Genomic DNA, 14897 nt, shown 5'->3' on the forward strand with positions numbered 1-14897 from the left:
GCCGTCCTGTTCCTGGAGCCGGCTATCCGCATGTCGACCAATATTCCCGACGCCGCACCCGCGTCCGTGAGCCTGGACGCTCTGCCGCTGTTTCCACTGCATACGGTCCTGTTCCCCGATGGCCGCCTGCCCCTTCGTGTATTCGAGAAACGCTACGTCGACATGGTGCGCAACTGCATGCGCGACCGCGTACCGTTCGGCGTCTGCCTGATTGCCAGTGGCGACGAAGTGGCGCGCCCCGGCCATGCCACCGAGCCGGAATCGATCGGCTGCCTTGCCGAGATTTCCGACTGCAACGTGGAGCAGCTCGGCGTCCTGCTGATCGAAACGCGCGGACGCCAGCGCTTCCGCGTGCTGTCGTATGTCACGCGCGACGACGGCTTGCTGGTGGCCAACGTGGAGTTGATGCCGCCCGATGTCATTGATTGCAAGCTGGAACTGCTTGGCGAGTGCCTTGCCGCGTTACGGCGTATCGTCGCCTCGCTGCATACGGAGCAGCCGGACAAGTCCAAGCTGCCTTTTGCCGAGCCGTATCTTTGGGACGATCCAAGCTGGGTTGCAAACCGGCTGTGCGAACTGCTGCCCGTGCCGGTCAAGGCCAAGCAGATGCTGATGGCGCTGCCCGATGCCGGCATGCGCATCGAGATCGTGCATCGTTATATGCGGCAGCACCACATCGTCTGATTTGGCCGCTCAGAAGAGCCCGAGCTTCGCCTGGTCTTCCAGAAGTCTGCGCACCGGCGCCGGCGTGCCTAGCGCGTCGAGGTCGTCGAGCGAGAGCCAGCGGCTGTTGCCATCGGCGCGCAGTGCAACATCCCCAAGATCGACACGAATCGCGCGAATCAGCAGCCGGAAGTGCGTGAATACATGGGTCAGTTCTGCGGCCAGGTACGCGCGCGTGGGAGAACCATAGGCATTGGCTGACTCCAGCGCCGCCTGCTCCGCGGCTTCCGCGTCAAACGGCACGGTATCGACCAGCATCTCGGGCAGGCTCCACAGGCCGCCCCAGATGCCGCTGGCGGGGCGCAATTGCACAAGCACGTTGCGCCCATGCCGGACGATCAGCATCACGGTGCTGCGCTCCGGAATCGCTGCGCGCGGCTTCGGCGTCGGCAAGACCGCCGTCAGGTTGTCCCGCCGCGCCACGCAATCGGCCGACAGCGGGCAAGCATCAGCATCTGTCAGGCACGCGGGCTTGCCGCGCCCGCAAATCGTCGCACCGAGATCCATCAACCCCTGCGTGTAGGCCACCATGTGCTCGCCCTGATGCGGCCCCGCTGGCGGCAACGCGTGCTCGGCCAGCGCCCACATGCGGTTCTCGACAAGGCGTTCGCCCGGATAGCCGTGTATGCCAAAAACCCGCGCGAATACGCGTTTGACATTGCCGTCGAGGATCGGCGAGCGAACGCCCGCACTGAATGCGGCAATTGCCGCCGCCGTGGAGCGACCGATACCTGGCAACGTCACGAGCACCGCCGGATCGGTCGGGAACACACCGCCGTGGTCGTTCATCACGGATTTGGCGCAGCCATGCAGGTTGCGAGCGCGCGAGTAGTAGCCAAGCCCCGCCCACAGCGCCATCACCTCGTCGGCAGGCGCCGCCGCCAATGCGGCTACCGTCGGCAGCGCCGAAACAAAGCGCTGGTAATACTCGATCACTGCGCTCACCTGCGTCTGCTGCAGCATGATCTCGGACAGCCAGATGCGGTACGGGTCACGCGTGTTTTGCCACGGCAGGTCATGGCGGCCGTGCTGGCGCTGCCATGTCACGACGCGCATGCCGAAATCGTGCGGCACGACGATGGTTTCGGACACGGCGGGGGCAGCAGCAGGCTTGCGGGGCATTACGGGATCTAGAAAAGAAAAAGCGCCGCTCGCAGGCGGCGCCACATGATACCAACGATGCTTGTGATCAGGCGGCGCGCGCGCGGGTCTCCTGCTGCGGCTCCACCAGCTTGCGCGCAAAGCTCTCGATCTTCGTGCTGCGCTCGTCCAGGCCGTTCAGCACCTCCTCCAGTTCGGCGATGCGGGACTCCAGCGTGTCGGTGGCCTCATGGATGCGTTCGATCGAATCGACACGACGGCGCAACTGCTTCTGATGCTCCCGCACCTGAGCCTCCAGCGGCGTCATGACCGACTTGAGCCAGATCTCGATATCGCGATTGAGGTCGCGGAAGTTCTCGAGCACGCGGCTGGCCATCGTCGCAAACGCGTTCTGCACCAGTTGCGGGCGCGAGCGGGTCAGCATGTTCACGGCGCCGAAATGCGCATTCACAAGCTGCAGCGTTTCCTGAAGCTCGGCGGCATAGCGCGCGGTGACGAACTGCATCGGGGACGGCAGCGTGAAGCCGTGTTCGGCATTGAAACGCCGGTACATGCTGTCGACAAGCTGGTGCAGCCCGGCGATCTTCTGGTCCGCGTCAGTGATCAGCCCGGTAAGCTGGGCGAACAGCGCCTCCATGTCCTCGCGCAGGCCACGGGAGAAGAAGCGCTCCTTCATCTGCTCGCGCGCATCGCGCATCGTGCGTCGCACGTCGCGCAGCTGCAGGCTCTTGATGATGTCCGCGCTATGGCGCCCAAAGACCAGACGCAGCGCCTGGAACTTCGCGATGCTCTGCTCGAATTCTTCCTTCTCGCTCTGCACGCGCATCAGCATGTGCTTGACCATCGCGTGGTTCTTGCCACGCAGGCCGCGCAGCTCGAACAACTGCTCGACGATATCGCGGCGGCGGCTTTGCAGCAGTTGCTGCGCCCCGCGCGACATTTCCTGCACCAGGCGCTGGACCTGGTCGGAAACGATATCGCGCCGCTGGGGAATGAGCTGGTCCGACAGCACGTGCTCGAACTGCAGCAGGTTGCTGCGCACGAGCATCGGCTGATCGTGCGTGACCTTGGCCACCAGCCCCTTCTGCGCCGAGACCGGATAGACGCGCCGCTCTTCGATGCCAAGCGTCTGCGCGGTCGTGCGGACCTGGCGCGAGATTTCCATGGCGATCTCGGGCGACGACTTGAGCGGGTCCCACAGCCCGTCGATCTTGTTCAGCACCGCCAGGCAGCCGCGGCGATGGCCGGCGCCCACGTGGGTGCGCCAGAGGTCGAGATCGCTCTTGGTCACGCCGGCATCGGCAGCCAGCACGAACACCACCACATGCGCATCGGGAATCAGGCGCAGCGTCAGTTCCGGTTCGGTACCGATCGCGTTCAGGCCCGGCGTATCCAGGATCACCAGGCCCTGGCGCAGCAGCGGATGGGGGAAGTTGATCACCGCATGGCGCCAGCGCGAGATCTCGACCATGCCATCGGCATCGACGGCCCATGCGGCATCCGGGTCGTTCTCGTTGTACAGGCCCAGCGCCTCGGCATCGGCAGGTGCGACGCGCGTCGTCTCCACGACGTGCCGGAACGCAGCCAGCATGCCCTCGGGCGACGACGGGTCCAGCGGCACAGTAGTCCAGTGCGAGTTGGCCGAGCCGGGCTCCATGAAGTCCGCGGTGGAGGCGTCCTGCAGGCGCGTCTCGATCGGCAGCAGCCGGATGCACGGCGGCTCGTTCTCGTCGTAGCGCAGCTCGGTCGGGCACATCGTCGTGCGGCCCGCCGACGACGGCAGGATGCGCCGGCCATAGTCGGCAAAGAAGATGGCGTTGATCAGTTCGCTCTTGCCGCGCGAGAACTCGGCGATGAACGCAACCTTGAGCCGGTCGCTCTTGAGCACGTTCTGGATGCGCTGCGCGCGGTCTTCCGCGGTAGCGTCATAGAGGTCGTGTTGCTGCAGCCAGGATTGAAAGTCGGCGAGAGATTGAAGAACCCCGGTTCTCCAGGCGCCATATTGTTCGAATTGATGTGCGAGGCTCGTCATGGAGGGGTTCGCTTTTCGGCTCGGATTTATGGTTTCGGGCTCGTACTGCGCGCCTTGCCCTCGGGGTATTCCGCTGACCCTGCAGTCCGTGGCAAGCCGCCGTGCCAGGTCCATGCCCCATCGGCGGGGCGAACCGACACGTTTTGTAACTTTTTATGTCTGCGCACACGATACAGGTTTCTTGTGCGATTTTGTGGAATTCGCGTCCCTTGTTGTATTCCTTTGGCCGGAGTGTTGCGCCGATCCATCGGCAAAGTATTTCAACAATGTACCGGCACCGGTTTGCCAGTCACCGGGCGGCCTGGCGCCCGGTTTGAAGCCGGGGCGGGAAATCAATGCTGACAGTGCGGGCAATAGAACGTGGAGCGCTGTCCCTGCACGATCTGACGGATCGGAGTGCCGCAGACACGACAAGGCTCGCCGGCCCGGTCATAGACAAGGCAGTCGAGCTGGAAGTAGCCGCTGCTGCCGTCGCTGCCGACAAAGTCGCGCAGCGTGGTGCCGCCTCGCGCAATGGCCTCGGCCAGCGTCTCGCGCACCGCCACGGCCAGCTTCTCGCAGCGAGCCAGGCTCAGGCGCCCGGCGGGCGTGGTCGGGCGGATGCCGGCGCGAAACAGGCTCTCCGAGCAATAGATATTGCCGACCCCAACGACAATGTCTCCCGCCAGCAGCGCCTGCTTGATCGCCACGGAGCGCCCGCGCGTCAGGCGATGGAGCCAGGCGCCATCAAAACGCGGATCGAACGGTTCGATGCCGAGCTTGCGCAGCAGCGGGTGCTCGGGCAGGTCCGATTCGGCGAGCGGGGTCCAGAGGATTGCGCCAAAGCGGCGCGGATCGCGGAAGCGCAGGACCATTCGAGGGGCCCCGGCTGCACCGGCTGTACCGCCATCTGGCGCCAGCATCAGGTCCAGGTGGTCATGCGCACCGGGCGCGGGCGGGTCGGGATAGACGCGCAGCGTACCCGTCATGCCCAGGTGCACGAGCAGCCAGCCCGGCGCGGCATCCTGCGGATCAGCGGCATCGCCATCGACGCCGCCACCGGCCCGGGGCAGGCACTCCAGCAGCAGATACTTGCCGCGCCGCTCGACGCGCCCGATCGTGCGGCCTGTCAGGCGCGCCTCCAGTTCCGGCTCGACGGGCCAGCGCAATCCGCGGTGGCGCACCGTCACGTCGACGATGCGGCAACCCACCACATGCGGCACCAGACCGCGCCGCGTGACTTCGACTTCCGGCAATTCAGGCATCGCGCCACGTCTCCCGGCCGGCCTCCGGCCCGCTTCCAACCAAATCCCAAGAACCTCTTGCCTGTTTTTCCGATCCAACGAAGCAGAATTTTCCTGCCTTGGGGCCGAATTTCGGCCGCATTGTGCGGGTTGCCGTACGTAGCCAACCTTCAGGTGGTCTGCACGGCAAGCAGCGCATTGTAGCTGCAGGCTACAATGCCCCCATTCACTGCAACGCCCCCGCGCGCCGGAGCATCGATTACATGCCGGACTATATTTCGTCCTTTCAGGCCATGCGCCCGGAATCCTCGCAAATGAACGCTTTCACCGCCTCCGATCCGACGGGCTCGCCCGCCGGGCGTTTCCGTCGCCATGCGCGCGCCCTGGGCGTGGCTGCGTGCCTGGCGCTCGCTTCGCTTGCCGCCCATGCCGGGCCGGCCACGGTCGCCCAGAACGATGAGGAGATCATCGAGATCCCGGCGCCGGCGGCTCACGCGCAGCGAACGCCGCTGCCGAATGTCGCGCTGTCGCCGGACATTCTCTACCGCGTGCTTGCGGCGGAGATCTCCCTGCAGCGCGGGATGGTCGGCACGGCGTACCGGACCTACGTGGATATGGCCCGTGAAACGCGCGACCCGCGCATGGCCCAGCGCGCCACCGAAATCGCCTTCAACGCGCGCAGCTCCCAGCAGGCTCTGGATGGCGCCCGTCTCTGGGCGGAACTCGCCCCAAAGTCGCCCGCCGCCAGCCAGGTCCTGTCGACGCTGCTCGTGCTCAACGGACGCTGGGAAGAAGCCGAACCGCTGCTGATCCGCCAGCTTGCGGCGGCACCGACCGCACATCGTGGCGACGCCATCCTGCAGTTGCAGCAGCAGATGTCGCGCACGACAGACCCGGCCGGCGCGGTCGGCGTGCTCCAGCGCATTACCGCTGGCGAACCGAAGCTGCCGGAAACCCACCTGGCCCTGGCACGCGCACGCGAGGCCGCTGGCGACAACGCGGGCGCGCAGGCCGAACTCGACGAAGCGCTGCGGATCAAGCCGGACCTTGAAGCTGCCGCGCTGATGTCCGCCGAGATGCAGGCCGATACCGCACCGGACAAGTCGATCGAGGTCGTGAAGCGCTTCCTGGCCAAGTCGCCGTCATCGGTCAACGGTCACATTACGCTGGCGCGGCTCTATTTGCAGCAGAACGACATGGATGCAGCGCGCGCCGAATTCGAGGTGCTGCGCAAGGTGGCCCCTACCGACCCGCGCGTGCCGCTGGCGCTGGGCCTGACCAGCCTGCAGGCGCGCAGCTATGACGATGCCGAACGCTATCTGAAGGAATACCTGCAGATGGCTGAGAAATCGGCGGCAGCCAGTCCCGATATCGCGTACCAGTACCTCGCGCAGATCGCCGAGGAGAAGAAGGACTACGCCACGGCGATTGATTGGCTCGACCGCATCGAGGACAGCCGCCTGCTCCTCGCCGCGCAAGCCAAGCGCGGGCAACTGCTGGCGCGCATGGGCAAGCTCGACGATGCCCAGGCCGTGTTCGGCGACATGCTGGCCGACTCCGAAGACATCCCCGATCCGGTACAGCGCGCCCAGCGCATGGCCGCGATCCGCCAGGCCGAGGTGGCCGCGCTGATGGACAGCAAGGCGTATGACCGCGCCCGCAAGGTGCTGGACGAGCGCGTCAAGGCCGAGCCGGACAACGCCGACTGGATCTACGAACTGGCCATGCTCGACGAGCGCGAGAAGCACTACGAAAGCATGGAGCGCGGCCTGCGCAAGGTCATCGCGCTGCAGCCCGACCAGAAGCAGGGCTACAACGCGCTTGGCTATTCGCTGGCCGACCGCAACGAACGCCTGCCGGAAGCCCGCAAGCTGCTGGAACGCGCATCCGAACTCGGCCCGGACGATCCGTACATCATGGACAGCCTGGCCTGGGTCAAGTATCGCCAGGGCGAACTGCAGCCAGCTGCCGAACTGCTCAAGAGCGCGTTTGCCAAGGCGCCAGAGGCCGAGATCGGCGCGCACCTGGGCGAAGTGCTCTGGCAAATGGGCCAGCGCGACGAAGCGCGCAAGACGTGGAACGAGGCAGCGAAAGTTGAACCCGACAACCAGACGCTGATCGACACGCTGCGCCGCTACAACCAGAACGTTCTGCTTTCGAAGTAATCCGCGAAGTTTTCCGCGACATCCGCATTTGCGGCACGCCGAAGCCCGGGCCACGCGCCCGGGCGCATCGTTCTGGCGCACGCCGCATTTTCCGCCTCATGACCATGCTCCGATCACGTCGCCTGGCTCTGCTCTGCCTGGCCGCACCGCTCTGGCTCGCCGCGTGCGCCAGCGTCACGCCGACACGCAGCTTCGATGCCGGCGAATCCACACGCAGCGAACAGTACACCGGCCGGTTCGCCGCCAACTACGTTCGCTATGGCCGCAACGAAGGCGTACAGGGCAGCTTCCGCTGGCAGGAACAGGGCCGCAACGTACGGCTGGACCTCGTCTCGCCGCTTGGCCAGACGCTTGCCATCGTCACCGCCACACCGTCCGGCGCCACGCTCGACCTGCCCAACGAGGCGCCTCGCAATGCGCCGGAAGTGGACAGCCTGATGGAGCAGGCGCTTGGATTCTCGCTGCCGGTATCGGGCATGCGCGACTGGCTGCACGGCCGCCCCGCGCCGGGCGCGCCGTCAAACATCACGCGCACGGCGGACGGCCGGCCTGACACGCTCAGGCAGAGCGGCTGGACCGTGCGTTACGTGGCCTGGCAGGATGCGGCCGAAGGCACCGCCACATCGTCTACACTGCCACGCCGCATCGACATGGCGCGCGACGGCAACGAATCGCCGCTCTCGGTGCGGCTCGTAATCGACCCGGAGAACAAGCAATGACCGTCGGCGCCGCCCTGCCGCCCCCGGAGCTGCGCGACTGCCCAGCACCAGCCAAGCTCAACCTGTTCCTGCACGTGACCGGGCGCCGCCCGGACGGCTATCACACGCTGCAGACCGTGTTCCAGCTGATCGACTGGTCGGACACGCTGCACTTCCGGCGCCGCGACGACGGCGTGATCGCACGCGTCACCGATATCCCCGGCGTGCCGGCTGACACCGACCTCGTCGTGCGTGCGGCCCGGGCATTGCAGCAGGCCAGCGGTACGCGCTTCGGCGCGGACATCGCCATCGACAAGATCCTGCCCATGGGCGGCGGCATCGGTGGGGGATCGTCGGATGCAGCCACCACGCTGCTGGCGCTGAATCGCCTTTGGGGAGTGAACCTGCCGCGTGCCGAACTGATGCGCATTGGCCTGTCGCTCGGCGCCGACGTGCCCGTGTTCGTGTTCGGTCAAAACGCCTTTGCCGAAGGCGTGGGCGAGGAACTGACGCCCGTGGAACTGCCGGAAAGCTGGTTCGTCGTCATTCATCCGAGGCAGCATGTACCGACTGCATCAATTTTTTCTGATGAACGCTTGACAAGGGATTCACCGGTCTCTATAGTTGCGGACTTCGCTGCTTGCACAAACAAATTCGCTTTCGGTCGCAACGACTTGCAAGCGATAGCAACAGCGAAGTTCGGCGAAGTTGCCCGGGCCCTTGAATGGCTGAGACAATACAGTCCGCATGCAAGGATGACCGGTTCCGGAGCCTGCGTTTTTGCCCGTTTCGAAGACGAGCAGACAGCGCAGAAGGTGATGGAACGGTTGCCATCCGAATGGGATGGCAGGTGTGTGAGAAGTCTGTCACATCACCCGCTCGCAACGTTCGCGTAGCAGGTTTTCGTTTGGCGATGTACTTAAGTTCAGTGCAGCGACAGACGTTAAAGGTTGTGTAGGGGAGTCGCCAAGTTGGTCAAGGCACCGGATTTTGATTCCGGCATTCGAAGGTTCGAATCCTTCTTCCCCTGCCATTACTTCCTATAGTGTCCAAGAACGGACATGCAAAAATTCGCTGCCGGCATCTGCCGGTAGCGCAAAGCTCCCCCAGCAGCAAGACAGGTGCCCCGAATGAGCGTCGAAGGCTTGATGGTATTTACCGGCAATGCCAACCCTAAACTCGCGGAGGCTGTCGTACAGCACCTCGGCATTCCGCTGGGCAAAGCTCTGGTCGGCCGTTTCTCCGACGGTGAAGTCCAGGTAGAAATCCAGGAAAACGTTCGCGGCAAGCACGTCATCGTGCTGCAGTCCACCTGCGCGCCAACCAACGACAACCTGATGGAACTGATGGTGATGGTCGATGCCCTCAAGCGCGCCTCGGCACGCAGCATCACCGCCGCCATGCCCTACTTCGGCTATGCCCGCCAGGATCGCCGCCCGCGTTCGGCGCGCGTGGCCATCTCGGCCAAGATCGTGGCCAACATGCTGGAAGTGGCCGGTGTGGAACGCGTGCTGACGATGGACCTGCACGCCGACCAGATCCAGGGCTTCTTCGATATCCCCGTCGACAACATCTACGCATCGCCGGTCCTGCTGGGCGATCTGCGCGAGAAGAACTACGGCAATCTGCTGGTGGTATCTCCGGACGTTGGCGGCGTGGTGCGCGCACGTGCACTGGCCAAGCAACTCGACTGCGACCTGGCCATCATCGACAAGCGTCGTCCGAAGGCCAATGTGTCCGAGGTGATGAACATCATCGGTGAAGTCGCCGGCCGCAACTGCGTGATCATGGACGACATGATCGACACCGGCGGCACGCTGTGCAAGGCTGCGCAGGTGCTGAAGGAGCGCGGTGCCCAGAAGGTGTTCGCCTACTGTACGCACCCGGTGCTGTCGGGTGGTGCCGTTGCCCGTATCGCCGCGTCGGCACTGGACGAAGTGGTCGTCTGCGATACGATTCCGCTGTCCGACGAAGCCCGCAGTACCGGCAAGATCCGCCAGGTCACGACCGCCCCGCTGCTGGCCGAGACCTTCACCCGCATCGTCAAGGGCGACTCGATCATGTCGCTGTTCGCCGACGCCTGACCGGCATCGGTCGGCGCGGGTCTGGCAGATACCTGCTAGAATTTCACGTTTTACTGCGTTGGCCGCCCTGATTGGGCGGCCAACGTGATTCAGGCGGCGCACAATTTTTGTCGCGTTGCCCACTCGGGGCTGTCTGGTCGCGGACAGCCTTCTTCACATTTGGAGTTGAACATGAAAGTAGTCGCTTTCGAGCGTAGCGTACAGGGAACGGGTGCGAGCCGCCGCCTGCGCAATTCGGGCAAGACCCCCGGCATCATCTACGGCGGCGCCGCCGAGCCGACGATGATCGAACTGGATCACAACGCGCTGTGGCACGCCCTGAAGAAGGAAGCCTTCCACTCGTCGATCCTGGACCTGGAAGTTGCTGGCAAGTCCGAGAAGGCCCTGCTGCGCGCATTCCAGATGCACCCGTTCAAGCCGATGGTGCTGCACGTTGACTTCCAGCGCGTGTCGGCCACGGAAAAGATCCACGTGAAGGTGCCGCTGCACTTCATCAACCAGGAAACCGCTCCTGGCGTGAAGCTGGGCCACGGTATCGTCAGCCACGTCATGAACGACCTGGAAGTGTCGTGCCTGCCGGCCGACCTGCCTGAGTTCATCGAAGTGGATCTGGGCGCAGCCGAACTGAACCAGATCATCCACCTGTCGGACCTGAAGCTGCCGAAGGGCGTCACCGCCATCACCCATGGCGACGAAAACCCGACCATCGCCAGCATCACGCTGCCGGCTGGTGCCCAGACTTCGGAAACTGCCGAAGGCGGCGAAGCTGGCGAAACGCCGGCTGCCTGAGCGTCATCGCGCCGGATGCCGTAGCGGCCACGTTGCCGCTGCCGCATCGAGAAAGACCGCCGGTTCGCCGGCGGTTTTTTTTCGTGCGGCGTTTTCGCGTATCCTGTCTCGCGTCCCGCGGTGCCGTCTGGCACCCGATATCCCGACTTCCGCTTTCACGCATGATCAAGCTCATCGTCGGCCTCGGCAATCCCGGGGCGGAATACGAAGCCACCCGGCATAACGCCGGTTTCTGGCTTGTCGACCAGCTCGCCCGCATGGGCAGCACAACCCTGCGCGTGGAGGGCCGTTTTCACGGCCTGGCCGCCCGTGCACGGCTGTGGGACCAGGACGTCTGGCTGCTAAAGCCGTCCACGTTCATGAACCGTTCCGGACTGTCCGTGGTGTCGCTGGCACGTTTCTACAAGATCCTGCCTGACGAGATCGTGGTCGCGCACGACGAAATGGACCTGCCCTCCGGGGCGGTCAAGCTCAAGCGTGGTGGCGGCTCGGGCGGCCACAACGGTCTCAAGGACATCTCGGCGCACCTGACCACCCAGGATTACTGGCGTCTGCGCATTGGTGTCGGCCATCCTCGCAATGCCCCGGGCGGCGCCGCTGGCGGCCGCGAAGACGTGGTCAACTTCGTGCTGAAGCCCCCGCGCAAGGAAGAGCAGGCTGCCATCGACGAAGCGATCGACCGCTGCATCGGTCCTCTCGGTGTCCTGGCGCGCGGCGAAAGCGAACGCGCGATGATGGAACTGCACACGGGGCGGTAGGCGGTAGGCGGTAGCCTGTCCGGCCTTGATCACATGAAAAAACCCCGCAAACCTTTCGGTTCTGCGGGGTTTCTCTTTTCTGCTTTCTGCCTGTGGGGGCCGGAACCTGTGGGGGCCGGAACGAAAGCGGGCCGGATGAAAGCTCCGGCTCAGGCCGCGTGCTTGGCCGCCGTGAGCAGCCGGTAGCGTTGCATCAGCACCTCGTGCGACTCAACGCGGTTCGGGTCCTTCGGAATGCATGCCACAGGGCAAACCTGCTGGCACTGCGGTTCGTCGAAGTGGCCGACACACTCGGTGCACTTGTTGGGGTCGATCTCGTAGATCTCGGGCCCCATCGAAATAGCCTCGTTCGGGCACTCAGGCTCACAAACGTCGCAATTGATGCAGTCGTCGGTGATCAGTAGCGCCATGATGTTTCCTTCCTGCGACCCGCCCGCGCCCGACTGGCCGCGTCGGCGGGATCGAAGGTCTCTATTCTATTCGGGTTTGCCGATCTTCTCCTGAAGCCAGCGCTCCACGGAGGGGAAGACGAACTTGCTGACGTCGCCGCCCAGCACCGCGATTTCGCGCACGAACGTGCCCGAGATGAACTGGTACTGGTCCGACGGGGTCAGGAACATCGTCTCGACATCGGGCAGCAGGTAGCGGTTCATGCCCGCCATCTGAAACTCGTACTCGAAGTCAGACACAGCGCGAAGGCCCCTTACGATCACCCGCGCGTTGTTCTTGCGGACGAAGTCCTTGAGCAGGCCCGAGAAGCCTTCTACCCGCACGTTCGGGTAGTGGCCCAGCACTTCGCGTGCGATGCTGATGCGCTCTTCAAGCGAAAAGAACGGGCGCTTGTTGGGGCTTTGCGCCACGCCAACCACGAGTTCATCGAAGATGTTCGACGCGCGGCGGACGAGATCCTCGTGTCCCCGGGTCATGGGATCAAATGTACCGGGATAGACGGCGACGACCATGTTTCCTCCTTAGGGCTGCCCGTTGCCGGCCCGCGAAATCGGGGGGCCGATTCAAGGTGATTCTTGCTGCGTGACGAGCGTTGTACAAACAACAGCGGCGTAGTGTAACCCCAAACGAGGCAAATGGAAGTCCGCCAGACCGCCTTTCTGCGGCATTGCAGCACGCCCGCAAACGCTTGCCTGGCGCGGCAAAGACATCGTACGACCAGATTGTGTCAGCCAGCGCCGTTCGTGAGCTTGTGCTGCAGCAGATGGAAATGCACCGCGCCGGCCCGCGCTTGGCGAACGATCTCCAGCGATGCCGGTATCGGGGCGTCCGGCCCGATCAGCGCGCGGTCCGTTTCGACATAGACTGCGCCGCCGGGACGTGACAGACGCGCCGCATGCTCCAGCGCAGGTCCGATCCAGTCTTCGGCAAACGGCGGATCCAGGAACACCACGTCGAAGCTGGCTGCAGGCATCTGCGAGGCCACGGCGAACGCATCGCCCTGGACGACCTTGACCTGCGTGGCATCGAGCCGGTACTGGTTGTCGCGCAACTGCCGCGCCACGCGCGGGTTGGCCTCCACCAGCGTCACGGCGGCTGCGCCGCGCGATGCAGCCTCGAAGCCCAGCGCGCCGGAACCGGCAAACAGATCGAGACAGGTCATGCCGGACAGGTCCTGGCCAAGCCAGTTGAACAGCGTCTCCCGCACACGATCAGGCGTCGGGCGCAGGCCTTCGGCTTCGAGTACAGGCAGCAGCGAACGCTTCCAGCGGCCGCCAATGATTCGCACCTGGGCGGGCGACTGGCGGGGAACAGAAGTTCGCCCGCGCGGTGCGGGCGAAGGTCGGGATTGCGAATTCATGCCGTGATTGTAGAGCCTGCCACGCGCCGGCACAGCGGCGGCACGTGACCGGGCCCACACTCGGCCCGAACTCGGCCCACAAATGCCCCACATTCGACCCGGAATCGACCGACCATCAGGCCGAATTCAGGCGCAACGCATCACTTTTCCGGGCCGCCGACGATCACGGTCGCCATGGCATCGGGATGCACATGGCGCTGGAAAGCCGCACGCACCTGTTCACGCGTGACCTTGTTGATCTGACCGATCCAGGTATCGAGGTAGTCCAGCGGCAGGCCGTACCAGCCGATATTGGCCACGTTGGTCAGCAGCTTGCGGTTGCTGTCGATGCGCAGCGGAAAGCCGTTGATCAGGTTGTCCTTGGCGGCTTTCAGTTCCGCGTCGGTCGGCCCCTGCGCCACGTACTGGGCGACGATCTGGCGCACCAGCGCGAGCGCCTCGTTGGTGTTCTCTTTCTTGGTCTGCAACGTGATGCTGAACGGCCCCGCCTGCTTGGCCGGCGAAAAGTAGCTATCCACGCCGTAGGTGAGTCCGCGCTTTTCCCGTACCTGATCGGTCAGCCGCGAACTGAAGCCGCCACCGCCAAGCACGTAGTTGCCGACCAGCAGCGCGAAGTAATCGGGATCGCCGCGCGCGATGGACGGCTGGGCAATTGCCACGCTGGCCTGTTGGGCCGGATGGGGAATCCGCTGCTCGCTGGCCGGAATCGTCAACTGCACGTTCGGCATGGTCGGCGGCGCGGCGCCCGCGGGCAGGCCCCGCGTCAGTTCCTCTGCAATCTGCTCGGCCTGCTTGCGGTCGATCGCACCGATCAGCGTCACCACGGCGCGCTTCGCCGTGTAGTTGTCCTGCCAGAATTTGAGCAGGTCATCGTGCGTAATTGACCCCACCGATTCTGGTGTGGCTGATACGCCATACGGATGGTTCGGGTAGATCGTCTTGGACAGCTTCTTGTCGGCGATCACGCCCGGCCTTGTATCCCCTTCGCGAATTGCCGTAATCAGGCGCTGCTTCTCGCGCGCGACCACGGCATCGGGATAGGTCGGCGCCTTGATCAGCTGACCGGCCAGGCGCAGTGACTGCTCACGTTCTGGCGATGCGGTCAGCGTGCGCAGACCGATGCCGCCACGGTCGCTGCCCGCCGCGCCGCCAAAATCGGCGCCGGTATCGGCGAACGCGTCGGCAATCTGGGCCTCGTTGCGTGCCGGCTGGCCATCCTGAGCGCCGGCGCCCTTGTCGAGCAGCGCAGCAGTCAGCGTGGCCACGCCGGACTTGCCTGGCGGGTCATAGCGGCTGCCGGCGTCGAAGTCGATATTGACGTCGAGCATCGGAATCGACGGACTCGGCACGAAAAGCACTTTCGCCCCGGTGGAGGCGGTCCAGCTCTCGATCGGAATGCCGGCGTGGGCAACGGCGCCAGCCAGCAGCGCCGCCGCTCCGCAAGCCGCACCGGCAAGCCGGCGCAGAAAGCGCGGGGACGCAATCGTCATGACGGACAGGGACATCGTTGCTCC

The 14897-nt window shown here is 64.7% G+C and carries 14 protein-coding genes and 1 tRNA gene; 8 read left to right on the plus strand and 7 right to left on the minus strand.

What is annotated here, in order from left to right; genetic code table 11:
* The first annotated feature begins 30 nt into the window (after nt 1-30).
* The gene (locus B552_RS0114020; protein WP_019449659.1) at nt 31-684 is read left to right on the plus strand and encodes an LON peptidase substrate-binding domain-containing protein; all 654 of its coding nucleotides are present in this window, start codon (nt 31-33) and stop codon (nt 682-684) included.
* A 9-nt stretch (nt 685-693) separates the two neighbouring features.
* Here B552_RS0114020 and mutY read toward each other — a convergent pair whose 3' ends face one another.
* The 3 genes from mutY to mutM form a co-directional block, all read right to left on the minus strand.
* Nucleotides 694-1845 carry an A/G-specific adenine glycosylase gene (gene mutY, locus B552_RS0114025; protein WP_019449660.1) on the minus strand — a complete coding sequence of 384 codons (1152 nt, stop codon included), beginning with the start codon at nt 1843-1845 and terminating at the stop codon, nt 694-696.
* Between the two features lie 67 nt (nt 1846-1912).
* Complete coding sequence (locus B552_RS0114030) at nt 1913-3856, minus strand: dynamin family protein (protein WP_019449661.1); 1944 nt, start codon at nt 3854-3856, stop codon at nt 1913-1915.
* 332 nt (nt 3857-4188) lie between these two features.
* Nucleotides 4189-5100 carry a bifunctional DNA-formamidopyrimidine glycosylase/DNA-(apurinic or apyrimidinic site) lyase gene (mutM, locus tag B552_RS0114035; RefSeq protein ID WP_019449662.1) on the minus strand — a complete coding sequence of 304 codons (912 nt, stop codon included), beginning with the start codon at nt 5098-5100 and terminating at the stop codon, nt 4189-4191.
* A 293-nt stretch (nt 5101-5393) separates the two neighbouring features.
* Between mutM and B552_RS0114040 the strand changes: the two genes are divergently transcribed.
* The 7 genes from B552_RS0114040 (at nt 5394) to pth (ending at nt 11573) form a co-directional block, all read left to right on the plus strand.
* Nucleotides 5394-7244, plus strand: a complete 1851-nt coding sequence (locus B552_RS0114040; RefSeq protein ID WP_237718215.1) for a tetratricopeptide repeat protein — start codon at nt 5394-5396, stop codon at nt 7242-7244.
* Nucleotides 7245-7348: 104 nt separating this feature from the next.
* Nucleotides 7349-7963 (plus strand): lipoprotein insertase outer membrane protein LolB, encoded by a 615-nt coding sequence (lolB, locus tag B552_RS0114045; RefSeq protein WP_026035648.1) that lies wholly within the window; start codon nt 7349-7351, stop codon nt 7961-7963.
* Nucleotides 7960-8838, plus strand: a complete 879-nt coding sequence (gene ispE / locus B552_RS0114050) for a 4-(cytidine 5'-diphospho)-2-C-methyl-D-erythritol kinase (RefSeq protein WP_019449665.1) — start codon at nt 7960-7962, stop codon at nt 8836-8838. The genes lolB and ispE overlap by 4 nt, the downstream gene beginning before the upstream one ends.
* Nucleotides 8839-8898: 60 nt before the next feature.
* Nucleotides 8899-8975, plus strand: a tRNA-Gln gene (locus B552_RS0114055).
* A gap of 97 nt (nt 8976-9072) precedes the next feature.
* Nucleotides 9073-10026, plus strand: a complete 954-nt coding sequence (locus B552_RS0114060; protein WP_019449666.1) for a ribose-phosphate pyrophosphokinase — start codon at nt 9073-9075, stop codon at nt 10024-10026.
* Between the two features lie 171 nt (nt 10027-10197).
* Complete coding sequence (locus B552_RS0114065; protein ID WP_019449667.1) at nt 10198-10815, plus strand: 50S ribosomal protein L25/general stress protein Ctc; 618 nt, start codon at nt 10198-10200, stop codon at nt 10813-10815.
* A 161-nt stretch (nt 10816-10976) separates the two neighbouring features.
* Nucleotides 10977-11573, plus strand: coding sequence for an aminoacyl-tRNA hydrolase (gene pth / locus B552_RS0114070; RefSeq protein WP_019449668.1), 597 nt, complete (start codon nt 10977-10979; stop codon nt 11571-11573).
* A gap of 149 nt (nt 11574-11722) precedes the next feature.
* On the opposite strand, the gene B552_RS0114075 is transcribed toward pth, so the two are convergent.
* From B552_RS0114075 to B552_RS0114090, 4 genes are all read right to left on the minus strand, one after another.
* Nucleotides 11723-11983, minus strand: a complete 261-nt coding sequence (locus B552_RS0114075) for a YfhL family 4Fe-4S dicluster ferredoxin (protein WP_019449669.1) — start codon at nt 11981-11983, stop codon at nt 11723-11725.
* A 66-nt stretch (nt 11984-12049) separates the two neighbouring features.
* Entirely contained in the window at nt 12050-12535 is a 486-nt protein-coding gene (coaD, locus tag B552_RS0114080; RefSeq protein WP_019449670.1) for a pantetheine-phosphate adenylyltransferase, read from the minus strand.
* A gap of 215 nt (nt 12536-12750) precedes the next feature.
* On the minus strand, nt 12751-13383 hold the full coding sequence (gene rsmD, locus B552_RS0114085) for a 16S rRNA (guanine(966)-N(2))-methyltransferase RsmD (protein ID WP_026035649.1): 633 nt from the start codon (nt 13381-13383) through the stop codon (nt 12751-12753).
* Nucleotides 13384-13523: 140 nt separating this feature from the next.
* Nucleotides 13524-14888, minus strand: coding sequence for a pitrilysin family protein (locus tag B552_RS0114090; protein WP_019449672.1), 1365 nt, complete (start codon nt 14886-14888; stop codon nt 13524-13526).
* Nucleotides 14889-14897 lie beyond the last annotated feature (9 nt).

Source organism: Cupriavidus sp. BIS7, from assembly GCF_000292345.1.
Classification (GTDB): Bacteria; Pseudomonadota; Gammaproteobacteria; order Burkholderiales; family Burkholderiaceae; genus Cupriavidus.